This is a genomic window from Bacillus sp. SRB_331 (assembly GCF_003264175.1).
In the GTDB taxonomy this organism is placed as follows: Bacteria; Bacillota; Bacilli; order Bacillales; family Bacillaceae_G; genus Bacillus_A; species Bacillus_A mycoides.
In genome coordinates this window covers 1-14,651 of sequence record NZ_NADV01000015.1, presented here as the reverse complement: position 1 = coordinate 14,651, position 14,651 = coordinate 1, and the positions used below count along the sequence as shown (strand labels likewise).

Genomic DNA, 14,651 nt, shown 5'->3' with positions numbered 1-14,651 from the left:
GATATGGATATATACTTATTAATCGTCACGTTAATTGCGATCGCAATTGTTATTTTAGGGGTATCATGGTGGAAATGGCATGCGTTTATTAGTTTAACAGTTGCTAGTCTATTTTTAGCTATTATGTCTGGGTTGAACTTGACCAAAATTGTTACTGCCTATGAAACTGGTGTTGGTAGTGTACTAGGGCATTTAGTTGGTATTTTGGCTCTCGGAACAATTTTAGGGAAAATGATGTCTGATTCAGGGGCTGGCATGCAAGTAGCAGATTTCTTCATTCGATTCTTCGGGGTGAAAAAATTACCTTGGGCTATGTTATTCGCCGGATTTGTTATAGGGATTCCAGTATTTTTTGAAGTAGGGATTGTCATCTTATTACCACTCGTTATTTCAATTCGAAAAACAACGAAACAAAATATATTGTTAATTGCGTTACCTGTTATTGCTGGATTATCGATTGTACATGGGCTAGTGCCGCCGCATCCAGGTGCGATGACAGCAATCGGTATTTATAATGCGAATTTAGGAAAGGTACTATTGTATTCATTAATTATCGCGTTACCAACAGCAATTATTGCAGGACCGATATTTGCAAAGTGGGTACATAAGAGGGTTATACCTGAAAATGAACCGGAGCTTGTTCGGGTTACGACAGTATCTACTGATTTGCCAAGTCGTAAAGCTTCATTCTTTATCATTTTATTACCAGTAGTTTTAATGATTTTATCAGTAGTCGCACCATATATTTCATTACCGGAAAAAATAACTGAATTTTTAGTATTTGTAGGAAGTCCGGTAATCGCTTTACTTATTTCATGTTTCGCAGCGTTTTATTTGCTTGGCATAAAACAAGGAATTAATAAAAAGATGATTAAAAAATTAACAGATGAAAGTTTACTACCTGTCGGTTCCATTATTTTAATAATTGGTGCAGGCGGTGGATTTAAACAAATATTAATTGAAAGCGGCGTTGGAACAGCCATCGCTCAAATGGCAGAACATATTTCATTATCACCAATCGTCTTAGCGTTCATGGTAGCGGGATTAATCCGAATTGCAACAGGTTCAGCTACTGTAGCATTAACGACAGCAGCTGGAATTGTTTCACCGGTTATTCAGCACATGTCTGGTGTAAATTTAGAATTACTCGTTATTGCAACCGGTGCAGGTTCATTAATGTTTTCCCACGTAAATGATGCAGGATTCTGGCTTGTAAAAGAGTATTTAGGTTTGACAGTAAAAGAAACGTTTAAAACGTGGACGGTGCTGGAGACATTGTTATCATTTATTGCATTCGGCTTTGCGCTTTTACTTAATATGTTTGTTTAGAAGAAGGGGGTGCCTATTTAAAGGTATCCTCTTTTTGTGTTGGGGCTCTTTTCATGAAACAAGCCCGTTTTTAGGAGTGCCAAGCTTCCGATTTGCCCTGAAAACATAATATAAATGGAATCCCCTCATTTAGAGCAAGACGATCTTGTTATGAATGATACTAAAGGAGGAATAGAGTAATGAGCGAAAAGTGTGAACACAGACATGATGATTGTAACCGCAGACATGATGATTGCGACCGTAGACGTGGGTGCGGCGGCGGTTTTGCGCTTCTAATCGTATTGTTTATTTTATTAATCATTATCGGTGCTAGCTGCTTCGGCGGCGGCGGCGGCGGTTATGGTGGTTACGGCGGTTATGGTGGCTATGGCGGCGGCTATGGTGGATATTGCTGCTAATTATTTAAAAACTATTGAAAATAGCCTTGTGCAATATGCACAAGGCTATTTTATTCATATTTTTATATGCTGTGATAATTTATTAATGTACAGAGAGCGGATTAAGAAAAAGAAAATAATCTCGATAATCCCGAAAAAGGTGAGTACAATCAGTAACTCTTTTAGTAACGAGAAAGAAAACATGCTTTGTAAAAACTTAACCGCAAATAACGTATGAACACCAGCAACGATGTAAGGAACGAAAAATAAAATTCCTAATTGAATCGTTGCGGAGCGAAACATTTCTGATTCAGTTAAGCCCAGTTTTGTAATCGTAATGTACTTTTGTTTTTCATTCGTTAAGTCGTTATACATACGGAAGTATAAAACGCTAGCCGCACCGATAAAGAAGATAAAGCCAAGAAATGCCCAAATAAAGAATTGAGCAACTGCATTTTCTTTACCATGGATTAATTCATCAGTAGCTGTATGAATGTAAAAAGGAATTTGAGCTTTTTCTTCTTTATGTTTTTCATAGAAGTCACTTGCATCCTCACCAATAGTACGCAACATATTTTTGGTCGGAACAATTGCATTTTCCCAGTTTTCCACGAAGTAGTTATAGACTATGGTTGTTTCAATATGAGGAATCATATTATCAAATACATAATCTTGTATAACAATTAAATGGGGAAATGCGAAGGATGGTTCTATCCCTTTATTAATAAATCCTTTAATATGAAACTCTTTTTTATTAGATCCAAGTGTAATTGTATTTTGTTTTGCAAATGGATTTGAGACAAGATTTAAGAGCTCTGGTGAGTGACGAGAAATAATATAAACTTGTGTAGAATCAAGTGTTATTTCCGTTCTCTTTAATTGTTTAGCAATTGCGTTATAATCACTCATTTTCATAAGCATAATGTCTTCTTTTGCAGCTGTATCTTTTAATACTGTAAATTTATATCTTTTGTAATCGAAATTGCTATTTGTAAGCTCGGTTTCAATTGTAGTAATGTGCTTTTGTTCAAGGGAATTATTACCTTCAGATGTATATGTGAAGGGGATTGGATATCGTTCTAGTATCGATGCTTTCGTATTATTATTAGCAGCAAATAGTCCGATAATAATCGTAAATGCAAGTGCAGATAGCATAGAAACGATAAAAAGTACATTAATATTGCTACGAGTACGAGCAACTAAATCTGAAATCCATAACATATTTATTTGTTTCAAATAAAACTTTCTTTGCTTTTTTAAAATAAAGATAAAGAGAAGGAAGGTTTGTGAAAAGAATAAATATGTCCCGACTACTACGAGTGGCAAAATAGATAATATAATAAAGAATACAGATCCATTTCTTACATTTTGTTCGGTTACGTAGCCTTGTGGGTAACCAGCTATATAATAACATAATCCTAAACAAGTTAAAGCAAATATCGAAATGAGTATAGACGGCCTTTTTTCGGCTGTCACTTTCTTGTTCCCTTTAATAAGATGGACTGTTTTACGAGTCCGAATAAACATAGGTGTGAATGTAGAAACGATTAAAAATAAAATGATAAACGTTACGGTTGTCACGATAATCGCTTCTGTTGGCCAATATAAATAGAGACCTTTCGCACTTGTTAATTTTGAAGTGACTAATAAGAAAAAATTAGAGAACACTAGGCCACCTTGTATACCGATAAAGATGGACAATATCCCGATTATCATGTTTTCAGTAAATAACAGTCTTTTTAATTGTTTCTGTGAGATACCGAGAATCGTGAGTATCCCGAATTGCTGCTTCCGTACATTTAAAAATGTTCCAATTGAATATAAGAGAAAGAAGAACGAGAACATAACAATCACAAGCTGTGCTGTACTAGCTAAGTTCATTAGAGGATCTCGATCTTGAAAGCTTTGTACATTTTGTAAACGCGGATGATATGCATATACAGTAAATGAAAAGAAAACCATAATGGAAAATGCACTGCTTACAAAATAAGCGAAATATGCTTTAGAATTACGTGAGACATTTTTAAATGCAAATTGCCAAAACGTCATCCACGCCTTCCTCCTAATAATGCTAAAACATCTAATATTTCTTGATAAAATTTCTCGCGATATAGTCCGCGGTGTAATTCATTGTAAAGCCCACCATCTTTAATGAAAATAACGCGGTTACAATAACTTGCTGCAAACGGATCATGAGTAACCATTAAAATTGTGGCATCCTCTTCTTTATTTAACTTCGTAAATAACTCCATTACATCGATTGCTGCTTTCGAATCTAAGTTTCCTGTTGGTTCATCGGCAAGTAGAAGTGAAGGATGATGAATAACAGCACGTGCTACTGCAGTACGCTGCGCTTGTCCTCCAGAAACTTCAAAAATACGCTTGTCCAAAATATGATCAATTCCAAGCTTTTTTGAAATGTTATCAAGCTTTTCGTCCATTTCTTTTAAAGGAACATTATCTAACGTTAAAGGGAGTACGATATTTTCACCGATTGTTAGTGTATCTAGCAGGTTAAAGTTTTGAAAAACAAACCCTAACTCTTGGCGGCGGAAAATAGCTAGTTTCTCTCTACGAAATGTGTGCGGTTTTTTTCCATTAATCACGACATCACCAGAAGTAGGGGAGTCAATTGTAGAGATAACGTTTAAAAATGTAGATTTACCGCTGCCAGACGGTCCCATAATCGCAACGAATTCACCTTTATCTACATGTAAATTTATATTTTTTAAAGCGGTATGAGGGACTTTTCCTTCATACACTTTTGAGACGTTTTTTATGTGTAATACTTCTTCCATAATAATCACCTTTCTATTTTTAAAACTTAATATGTTGTGATAATTTTTGCATATAAAAGGAACGAATTAAAAGGAAAAAGATAATTTCAACCGTTCCAAAGATTACAAGTACAACTGTAATCTCAGCGAATAATGATAGATGTAATATCTCTTGTAACATCTTTGTCGCAAACATCGTATGGATCGATGCCATAATGTAAGGAACAAAGAAAAGAATCGCAAGTTGAATTGTAGCGGATTGCTTCATTTCGACTTCTGTTAAACCGATTTTTGTAATCGTTATATACTTTTCTTGCTCATTTGTTAAATCTGTATACATACGGAAGTAAAGAACACTGCCAGCTCCGATAAAGAAAATAACACCTAGGAAAGTACCAATTAAGAAAAACGAAGCAACATTTAATTTTGTTTTGTATAGAGAATCGCTTGCTTCACTTGCATGAAACGGTGGATGTTCTGCCTGAATAGCTGCATTGTCATTATCAATTTTTGTTATAAATGCTGAACCGATATTATGTGCCTTTTCCCAATCTGGAACTTTGAAGCTATATACACTCATCTGTTTTGAAGCGGTTGATAAGGCTTCTACATTTTCATCAGATAATACGAGAAGTTGTGATATTAAGCTATTCGGGAAAGGGTTATAACTTTTATATTCTTTCACTTGTAGATGTAAAGAGTTTTGAGTAAGTGTCAGAGTATTTCTCTTTTTTTGATCAAAAACTGTTCCAATGAATTGATCATCTATGTCTTTAATAAGGATATAAGACTCATTATTACTTACGGTGAGCGTTTCCAAATTTAATGCTTTAGCAAGTATATTATAGTCACTTTGTTTAATTGCATAATAGAGCTGCGCGTTATCTTCTGCCGAAGACACTTCATATATATCCGTTTTAAATTTCTTATAAGCAAACTGCTCTTCGTTAAATTTTTGTTCTAACCAATTTAAATGTTCATCGGCAAGCGTATTTTCAGTATGTGATAAATAAGTAAACGGGAAAGGATTTTGCCTTATTTCATCAAACTTTGTGAATTTCCCAAACCCATATAAGAATGTAATCATTGTGAAAGCGAGTGTCGATAACATCGTCACGATAAAGAGCATGTTAATATTTGTCCGAATCCGAGTTGCTAAATCAGAAACCCAAAGCATATTAATACGTTTCATATAAAATTTTCTTCTCGTCTTTAATATGCGAATGAGTAAGAAGCTAATTTGTGAGAAGAAAAAATATGTCCCAGCTGCAGCAAGTGATGGGATGACAAATATACAGGAGGCAGCGTACAAAAGCCCAGCGATATCTCCTAGTGACATAAAATATAGTGGGTTTGCTGCTAAAACATATCCAGATATTAAACATATCGCACCAAAGAGAGAGATGAGTACAGATGCTTTTCTTTCTTTTTGTTTTGTTCCTTCTTTTAAAAGACGTACAGCTTTTCTCGTACGGATTAGCATCGGTGTAAAAGATGATACGAGAATGAAGAGTCCAAGAAAGATAATTATAGTTAAAACGATAGCAGCTGTAGGCCACCAATATAAATATAAACCAGGCACATGCGTAATTTTGGCGGTAACTAATAAAAAGAACTGTGAAAAGACAAGGCCAAATTGAATGCCGAAAAATATGGATAGGCCACCAATTAGCATGTTTTCTAGAAATACGAGCCTCTTTAATTGCTTTGGAGATATGCCAAGTACTGTTAAAATCCCGAACTGTTTTTTTCGTACTTTTAAGAAAGTACCGATTGAATATAGTAAAAAGAAAAATGAAAAGAATACAATGACAACTTCTGAGATTGTCATTAATATGTTCAGAGCAGCATTCACGCCTGTCATATGCAATTTAGGATGAAATAAATAAACTGCAAACGAGAAGAAAATTGCAATGGAAAACGCACTGCTTATAAAATAGGCGAAATAAGCTCTAGCGTTCCGCGTCACGTTTTTAAATGCAAACTGCCAAAATGTCATTCACCTAAACCTCCTAATAGAGCGAAGATGAAAAGAGTATGAGAGATACTCTTTTCATAAAGTTTGTTTTAAATATTTTGCCCATTCGTATACTGTGATAATTTTTGCATATAAAGCGAACGAATGAATAAGAAAAATAGGATTTCAACGACTCCAAAAATAATAAGAACAGCTGAAATTTCTTTGAACAAAGATAAACCAATTACATCTTGAAGCATTTTTGTTGCGAACATTGTATGAATGGACGCCATAACGTACGGAACGAAAAATAAAATGCTAAGTTGAATGGTTGCAGATTTTTTCATCTCTGCATCTGTTACACCAATTTTTGAAATTGCTACATATTTTTCTTGTTCGTTCGTTAAATCTGTATACATTCTGAAGTAAAGAACGCTACCTGCTCCAATAAAGAAAATGACACCTAAGAATGTCCCGATTAGGAAGTATGCGGCACTTCCTGATGTTATTCTATATAGTGACCCTGCCGATTCAAAGGAGCGAATAAGAGGTCCTTTGTACTGGGATTTATCTCGATCTTTTTGCACCTTTTCTATAAAATCATCTGCAATTTTATACGTTTTTTCCCAGTTTTGTACTTTATAATTGTACGCTGATACATGTTTAGTTGTATTGGGGAAATTTTCTACAACAGCATCAGGTAAAACTAACGTTTGATATGAAAAGGTAGATGGAATTGCATTCACATATTCATAGCCTTTTACTCGTAATTTCGTATTTGTGCTAGAGAGAGTAATGTAGTCTCTGTTGTAGCTTTGATCAAACTCATTAAATATGGTGATATAAGATGTCCCTGTTAAAACATATGCTTCGTTATCATCCATGAATAGTTGTTTTAATTGTAAAGAATCCGCAAGTTTGTTATAGTCACTTTGCTTAATTGCATATACGTCATTATAAATGGCTATATCTTGATCTTCTTTTAATGGTGCTTCATATAAATCAGCGTTTATTTTCTCATAAGAGAAATTTTCCCTTTGTAATTGCTGCTCAAGCCAATTCAAGTGTTCTGCAACAAAAGGATTCGCATCATAAGAAAAATAAGAAATTGGAAAAGGTGAAGTTTTAGTAACCTCTAGTTTAATAAATTTCCCGAATCCATATAAAAACGTAATCATTGTAAAAGCGACGGTAGATAGCATGGCCACAATAAAAAGCATATTAATATTTGTTCGAATACGGTTTGCTAAATCAGATATCCAAAGCATATTTATCCGTTTCATATAAAATTTTCTTCTTTTTTTCAAAATATAAATAAGTGAAAAACTAATTTGCGAAAAGAAAAAATACGTTCCCATTGTAACAAACGTTGGGATTACGAAGATACTTGAAACCATGTATATAACACCTATTTGCGGGCTTACTGAGACAAAATATTTAGGATTTCCAGCTAAAGCATAGCCGCCTAATAAACAGATAGCACCAAATAAAGAAATAAATATGGATGGTTTTCTTTCTTTTTGTTTTCCACCATTTGTTTTTAAAAGGTGTACCGCTTTTTTTGTACGAATAAGCATTGGTGTGAATGCAGATACAATGATAAAAAGACTAAGAAAAACGATGGTCGTTAAAATGATTGCGTTAGTAGGCCCGTATAAATATATACCTGGTACGTGCGTAATTTTCGCTGTCACTAATAAGAAAAATTGCGAAAAAACAAACCCAAACTGTATGCCGAAAAAGATAGATAAAATACCAATTAACATATTTTCCGTAAAAACGAGACGATGTAATTGCTTTTTCGATATACCTAAAATGGTTAAAATCCCAAATTGTTTTTTACGAACTTTTAAAAATGATCCAATCGAATATAGTAAAAAGAAGAAAGAGAAGAAAACAATTACTACTTCTGAAAATATCATTAACCCTGAAATTTCAGAGATCATATTGAAGTTTTGTAATTTCGGATGAAATAAATAAACAGCAAAAGAAAAGAAAACAGCAATAGAGAAGGCACTGCTTATAAAGTAGGCAAAATAAGCTCTTGAGTTGCGCGTTACATTTTTAAATGCAAACTGCCAAAATGTCATAATATATGCCTCCCGTTAGCAGGCCGATATGTAGTCTTATTGCAAAAAATGTATGAGAGTAAATTCTCATACATTTTGCTAGCATATGTTATGGTCATGCTTCGGTCACCTTCTCCGTGTTTTCTGCTTGATTGTTTGCAGCGTTGTGGAAGATGATTTTAATCGTCGTTCCTTTACCAACTTCAGAGTCTAGTTTCACAGAGTGACCTAAATAATCACAAATTTTACTTACAATATAAAGCCCCATACCAGTAGATTCTCCGAATGCACGACCGTTTTTTCCAGTGTAAAAAGGTTCAAATACTCTTCGAATATCTTCTTGCGGAATACCAACGCCTTCGTCACGAACTTCCAAAATAATATCTTTACCATTGCGATAAGCTGATAAGAAAACTTTCTTTCCGCGCTCACCAGAGTAGCGAACTGCATTTGTCATTAACTGATAAATGATGAACTTTAGCCATTTCGCATCAGAAGCAACCTTTAAATCTGAATGAACTTCTAAAACGGGGAAGACTCCGTTTCGAATGAATAATTCTTTCAATCCGTTAATATTTTTTGTCACAGCATCTTTTAATGAAATCGTCTCAACATGGAAGTCTTCATGGAAGTTATTTAGCCTTGCCATATATAAAGCCATATCGAGTCCTTGATTTAATCGTTCTAATTCTTTTTTGAATTTCGGGATTAAATGTTCATCTTCCATTTCAAGCACCATAAGCTGCATAACAGAAACAGGCGTTTTCATTTGATGCACCCAATGGTTAATAAATAATTGGTGTTCTTGCTGTTTTACTTCGAATGTTTGTAGGTCTTTTTGGAATAGACGATATTGCGTACGAACGAGCTCGTTTACACCGTGTGGCATAGGAGCAGTCGCTCTTTCAATAAACGCATCTTCCAGTTTCTCTGGTGGTTCACTTAATCTGTGATACATTCTACGGTTACGAACGTAACGATAAGCGAGGAAACAGATGAATAAGTATAAACTTAAAACGATGAAGTAAAACTTATTATTTTGAAATCCGTCTACTGCATCATAAAGAACGAAAATGATTCCGAAGTTTAATACATATAGTAGGAAAAATGCAAAATGATCACGTAAAAATAGTTTCATGCTTATTCACTCCAAGTTGCGTTAAAACGATACCCAAGTCCACGTACTGTTTCAATAGCATTTTCAATACCAAGCTCATTGAACTTTTTACGAAGACGCGTGATGTTTACGTTTAATGTATTTTCCTCAACGAAGCTTTCGTCGTCCCAAAGAGCGGCTAGTAAATCTTCACGACTCGCTGTACGCGGGAATTTAGATAATAACATTTCTGCTAAAATTGCCTCTTTCTTCGTTAAAAGAACTTGCTCAGCGCCAAAATGAATTTCGGGACGCTCAGGGAATAGTTTTAGTCCTTCAACTTCAACGATACGTTCAGAAATATTTGGTGCATAATCACCGTAAATACGGCGTAATTGACCTTTGATTTTCGCCATTACAACGTCATAGTGGAACGGCTTCGTAATATAATCGTCCGCACCGCTTTCAATAGCCATAATTTGTTCCATTTCACCAGCACGTGCCGAAATGAAAATAATTGGACAAGTAGATTCATGACGGATTTGACGGCACCAGTAGAAGCCATCGAATTTCGGTAAGTTTACATCAAGTAAAACAAGATGTGGTTTCACAGCGTTAAACGATTCCATAATATCATCGAAGTTCTCCGCAACAACAGCATCATAGCCATATTTTTGAATGTGAGATTGTAGTAATGATGAAATATTTGGATCGTCTTCAACGATTAAAATTTTATACATATGTATATTCCTCCTAAAAAAACAATTGTAGCTATAGTGTATCATGTGTTTCTCGTCTTTTCATTATGTTGAAATATAAGCTAGTAAACAATATAGGTCAAAAGTGGAAAAAGTAAAAAGGGCTAGGGATACAATTGACAATTAACTGAAAACGTTTTAACATTTAGATAAATATCTAAATGTCTAATTATCGAAAGGAAGAAAGACATTGAATCAAGCATTTAAAGCATTAGCAGACCCGACAAGGCGAAAAATTTTAGACTTATTAAAAGAAGGCGATTTAACAGCTGGCGAAATTGCTGAACAGTTCAATATGACAAAGCCAAGTATTTCTCATCACCTAAATGCGCTTAAAAATGCTGAACTTATCCAAGATGAAAAAAGAGGACAATTCGTTATGTACTCTTTAAACACAACTGTATTTCAAGATTTATTGACTTGGGTGTTTACGTTTACGAATAAGGGGGAAGAGGGGAAATGAAAAAACATCTTTTTGCAATTCTATTAATTGTTATAACTTGTTTGGCATGGGCATTTGCTTGGCCACATTTACCGGATACAATTGCGACGCATTGGAACGGCGGTAAGGTAGATGGTTATTCGTCTAAACTTTCCGGAATGATTTCTATGGTTGGAATTATGATTGCGTTATATGTATTTCTAAATGTGATACCAAAGATTGATCCAAGGAAAGCAAATTACGAGAAATTTTCTAAAGCTTTTATGATGATGAATAACGGGATACTATTGCTACTATTTGTAGGAAATATAGATATTATTACAAGTGGACTAGGATATAATTTATTCATTAATCGCATGCCTGAATTATTAGTTGGTATTCTATTCATAGTTATCGGAAACTATTTACCACAATGTAAACCAAATTACTTTGTAGGCATAAAAACACCGTGGACGTTAAGTAACGAAGAAGTATGGAGAAAAACACACCGTTTTAGTGGAAAGGTGTTTGTTGCATTAGGAATCATTATGATTTTAAGTGTTTTCGCGCCGGTAGCATGGAAATCTTTCGTAATGGCTGGAATTATTATTGGTGCAGTAGGACTAACGATGGGATATTCCTATGTTGCTTATAAGAAAGAGATAGGGGCTTAATATAAAATTTAAGGGGGAGAGAGGATGAAAAGACACGTATTACCATGGAGTTTAATTATTGCAATTGCAATTGGCTGGTACATTGTATGGCCTTATTTACCGAAACAAATTCCACGTCATTATAATGCTGCAGGAATGGTAGATGGATATTTTTCTAAAGTAGAAGCGAGTTCAGTTTCAATAGGTAGTATGGTGTTGCTGTATTTGATATGGCTAGCTATGGGGTATATTGATGTAACGAAAGATAAGTATAAACAGCATGCTAAAGTCCTTTCTGCAATCCATTATGCCATTCTTTTGATAGGGTTCGGCTGTAATATATTTGCGCTATTAGCAGTGTCTAATTATATTGCATCGGGCTCCATTGCATTTAATTTCGGACTTGGAACATTGTTTTTAGTACTCGGCAATTATATGCAACAAACGAAGCCAAATGGCTTAGTAGGAATCCGGATGGACTGGACATTAGAAAATCCTGTAGTTTGGAGAAAAACACACAGATTTGCTTCGAAGGTATTTGTAATAGGTGCACTTTGTATATATGCTGGGGCGGTACTTCCAGATCCATTCAATATTTTTATGGGGATTGGAATAATATTAATATGCATCTTCATATCAACGATAAAGTCATATGCTATTTATAAAAAAGAAATGCAATTGTGAGCAATAAGGGATTGAACTGTACTAGTCAAATTTTATATTTATAGTTTCTATGTGTTAAGAAATTTTAATACTCAGTGGGGATAACGAAAAAGCTCGCTGAGTAAATTTTTCGCTTTTAGGTCTGAAAATTCAGTTAAAAAGATAGTTTGGGGGGAATCACATGTTAGAAATTATAAATTTTAGCAAGACATACAAAGGTGGCAAAAAAGCAGTAGATCAGTTAAATATTACTGTTCAAGCAGGAGATATCTTTGGATTTATTGGACATAACGGTGCGGGGAAAAGTACAACAATTAAGTCGTTAGTAGGAGTTATAGATTTTGAAGAGGGTGAAATTTTTGTTGATGGACATTCAGTAAAAAAGGATCCGATTGCATGTAAGAAAGTAATGGCGTACATTCCTGATAATCCAGATTTATATGAGCAATTAACAGGAATTCAATATTTGAACTTTGTTGCTGATGTGTTTAAAGTGTCTGCGAAGGATCGGGAAGAACAGATACAGAAGTATGGGGATGCTTTTGAGATTACACCTTACTTGGGAGACTTAATATCTTCTTATTCACATGGTATGAAACAAAAAGTAGCGATAATATCAGCGGTTTTGCATAAACCGAAATTATTAGTTTTAGATGAACCTTTCGTTGGTCTTGATCCAAAGGCTGCTGTAGTATTGAAAGGGATTATGAAAGAGCTTTGTGAAAAGGGAAGTGCTATTTTCTTTTCTACTCATGTTTTAGATGTGGCGGAGAAGTTATGTAATAAAATAGCGATGATTAATAGAGGGAAATTAGCACTTTCAGGGGAAGTGAATTCTTTAATAAAGGAAGGCTCATTGGAAGAGCTCTTTATGAAGGAGCTTGCTAATGAATACTAATAGTCTAGGGCTTTTAAAAATCAGGTTGATAACGCAGCTCGGTTTAAATACTTTTAAATACGAAAAAGATAAGAAAAAGAAGCAGAATAAGATTTTACTGTCAGCATCTATTGCCTTAGTTGGTGTCCTGTTAATGCTATATTGCGGAGCCTCGGCATATGGGTTGGTGAAACTAGGAATGAGTGAAATTATTCCAGTCTATGCCCTAGTTATTAGCAGTGTATTAACGCTGTTTTTCACTATATTTAAGGCAAATGGAGAAATTTTTGCTTTTAAGGATTACGACTTTTTAATGTCATTGCCGATTCGTGTAAGTACTGTTATTGCAAGTAGATTTTTGTATTTATACTTGCTGAATACGATCTTTTCAATCATAATCATGCTACCGATGGGAGTTGTGTATTGCATACGTGAAAATCCATCAGTTTCTTTTTACTTTATGTGGTTCATCAGTATGTTTATAGCATCTTTAATTCCAACAACAATAGCAGCGATCTTTGGAGCTGCGATTACAGCAATCGCTTCTAAATTTAAAAATGCGAATAAAATAACTACGATTTTAAGTTTTATAGTAATTATTACATTCGGTTTCTTTATGCTAAAAAACGGAAATGCTCAATATAGCCTTACTGATATGAACGGAATTGGTGCAATTGTTTCGGAGCAATTAACGAAAGTGTATCCATTAGCTAACATGTTTCAAAAAGCAATTGTTCAGGCTGATATTGTAGCTTTCATCCTATTCGTTGGGATATCAGTTATTTGGTATTATCTTTTTGTAAAAATACTTTCGTTAAAATATAAGCAAATAAACACAGGGATTTCCACTTATCATATGCTTTCAAATTATGAGATTAATAGTATGAGAAAAGAAAGTGTATTGGTCGCGTTATATAAAAAAGAACTGAAACGTTTCTTTTCTTCTACAGTGTATGTAATAAATAGTGGAATGGGAGTTGTGATGGCGATAGCTTTCGCGCTAGCTATAGTTGTAGTAGGACCAAGTCAATTAATAGCGTATCCTGGAATTGAGCCCCTGTTGCAAAAGATTGCTCCATTTGCTATTGCAGCAGCGATTTCGATGACGTGTACAACATGTGTGTCATTGTCTTTAGAAGGAAAAAATGTATGGATTATTAAGTCATTGCCTATAGCGCCAAAGATAATTTATGACAGTAAAATTCTTATGAATCTTTCATTAAGTATACCTGCATCACTTATTAGTGCCGTATTACTGATAATAGGGTTAAAACTAGATGTTTGGAGTTCTCTTTTAATCGTCATAACACCAATAACATATTCATTATTTTCGGCAGTATGGGGAATTTTTATTAATAATCGATTTGGTTATTATGATTGGGTATCAGAAACTCAAATAGTAAAACAAAGTGTAGGATCTTTTGTCGGTATGTTTGGTGGCTTAATTACGGCTGTTATACCTGCCTTGTTAATTGGTACTGCTACGATCTCGAACTACAGAGTGTTTACTTTTGGAGTTGTTATAGTACTTACGATTATTACTATTTTCTTGTATAAGAACGAGTCGAGGAGAAGTATAAAATAAAGTTAATGTCATATTCGTATTTTGTTTGTAAAGAAGAAGTTAAAATAAAAAAGCTACTGCTCCTTTCAAATGAACTGTACCCCGAATCA

The 14,651-nt window shown here is 34.4% G+C and carries 13 protein-coding genes; 7 read left to right on the top strand and 6 right to left on the bottom strand.

Features of this window, described 5'->3' with window-relative positions:
- Positions 1-3: 3 nt before the first annotated feature.
- Both gntP and B5P42_RS33385 read left to right on the top strand, forming a co-directional pair.
- A complete protein-coding gene (gntP, locus tag B5P42_RS12365) occupies positions 4-1,329 on the top strand; it encodes a gluconate permease GntP (protein WP_113734293.1) in 1,326 nt (441 codons plus the stop codon).
- A gap of 179 nt (positions 1,330-1,508) precedes the next feature.
- Positions 1,509-1,727, top strand: coding sequence for a YjcZ family sporulation protein (locus B5P42_RS33385; RefSeq protein WP_044443832.1), 219 nt, complete (start codon positions 1,509-1,511; stop codon positions 1,725-1,727).
- Positions 1,728-1,781: 54 nt separating this feature from the next.
- Here the strand turns inward: B5P42_RS33385 and B5P42_RS12355 are convergent, their stop codons facing one another.
- The 6 genes from B5P42_RS12355 to B5P42_RS12330 all read right to left on the bottom strand — a co-directional run bounded on the left by B5P42_RS12355 (position 1,782) and on the right by B5P42_RS12330 (position 10,345).
- Complete coding sequence (locus tag B5P42_RS12355; protein WP_113734292.1) at positions 1,782-3,755, bottom strand: FtsX-like permease family protein; 1,974 nt, start codon at positions 3,753-3,755, stop codon at positions 1,782-1,784.
- Positions 3,752-4,504: an ABC transporter ATP-binding protein gene (locus B5P42_RS12350; protein WP_000393251.1), complete on the bottom strand. Its 753-nt coding sequence runs from the start codon at positions 4,502-4,504 to the stop codon at positions 3,752-3,754. Before B5P42_RS12350 ends, B5P42_RS12355 begins: the two co-directional genes overlap by 4 nt.
- Before the next feature lie 19 nt (positions 4,505-4,523).
- Entirely contained in the window at positions 4,524-6,482 is a 1,959-nt protein-coding gene (locus B5P42_RS12345; protein ID WP_113734291.1) for an FtsX-like permease family protein, read from the bottom strand.
- Positions 6,483-6,550: 68 nt separating this feature from the next.
- Entirely contained in the window at positions 6,551-8,530 is a 1,980-nt protein-coding gene (locus tag B5P42_RS12340; RefSeq protein ID WP_113734290.1) for an FtsX-like permease family protein, read from the bottom strand.
- A gap of 94 nt (positions 8,531-8,624) precedes the next feature.
- Entirely contained in the window at positions 8,625-9,647 is a 1,023-nt protein-coding gene (locus B5P42_RS12335) for a sensor histidine kinase (RefSeq protein ID WP_002015836.1), read from the bottom strand.
- Between the two features lie 2 nt (positions 9,648-9,649).
- Positions 9,650-10,345 carry a response regulator transcription factor gene (locus B5P42_RS12330; protein ID WP_000276730.1) on the bottom strand — a complete coding sequence of 232 codons (696 nt, stop codon included), beginning with the start codon at positions 10,343-10,345 and terminating at the stop codon, positions 9,650-9,652.
- Positions 10,346-10,553: 208 nt separating this feature from the next.
- Between B5P42_RS12330 and B5P42_RS12325 the strand changes: the two genes are divergently transcribed.
- The 5 genes from B5P42_RS12325 to B5P42_RS12305 all read left to right on the top strand — a co-directional run bounded on the left by B5P42_RS12325 (position 10,554) and on the right by B5P42_RS12305 (position 14,562).
- The gene (locus B5P42_RS12325; RefSeq protein WP_002089211.1) at positions 10,554-10,826 is read left to right on the top strand and encodes an autorepressor SdpR family transcription factor; all 273 of its coding nucleotides are present in this window, start codon (positions 10,554-10,556) and stop codon (positions 10,824-10,826) included.
- Positions 10,823-11,458 carry an SdpI family protein gene (locus B5P42_RS12320; protein ID WP_088031451.1) on the top strand — a complete coding sequence of 212 codons (636 nt, stop codon included), beginning with the start codon at positions 10,823-10,825 and terminating at the stop codon, positions 11,456-11,458. The genes B5P42_RS12325 and B5P42_RS12320 overlap by 4 nt, the downstream gene beginning before the upstream one ends.
- A gap of 24 nt (positions 11,459-11,482) precedes the next feature.
- On the top strand, positions 11,483-12,121 hold the full coding sequence (locus B5P42_RS12315) for an SdpI family protein (RefSeq protein WP_002034494.1): 639 nt from the start codon (positions 11,483-11,485) through the stop codon (positions 12,119-12,121).
- A 160-nt stretch (positions 12,122-12,281) separates the two neighbouring features.
- On the top strand, positions 12,282-12,998 hold the full coding sequence (locus tag B5P42_RS12310) for an ABC transporter ATP-binding protein (RefSeq protein ID WP_088031452.1): 717 nt from the start codon (positions 12,282-12,284) through the stop codon (positions 12,996-12,998).
- Positions 12,988-14,562, top strand: coding sequence for a permease (locus B5P42_RS12305; RefSeq protein ID WP_113734289.1), 1,575 nt, complete (start codon positions 12,988-12,990; stop codon positions 14,560-14,562). Before B5P42_RS12310 ends, B5P42_RS12305 begins: the two co-directional genes overlap by 11 nt.
- Positions 14,563-14,651 lie beyond the last annotated feature (89 nt).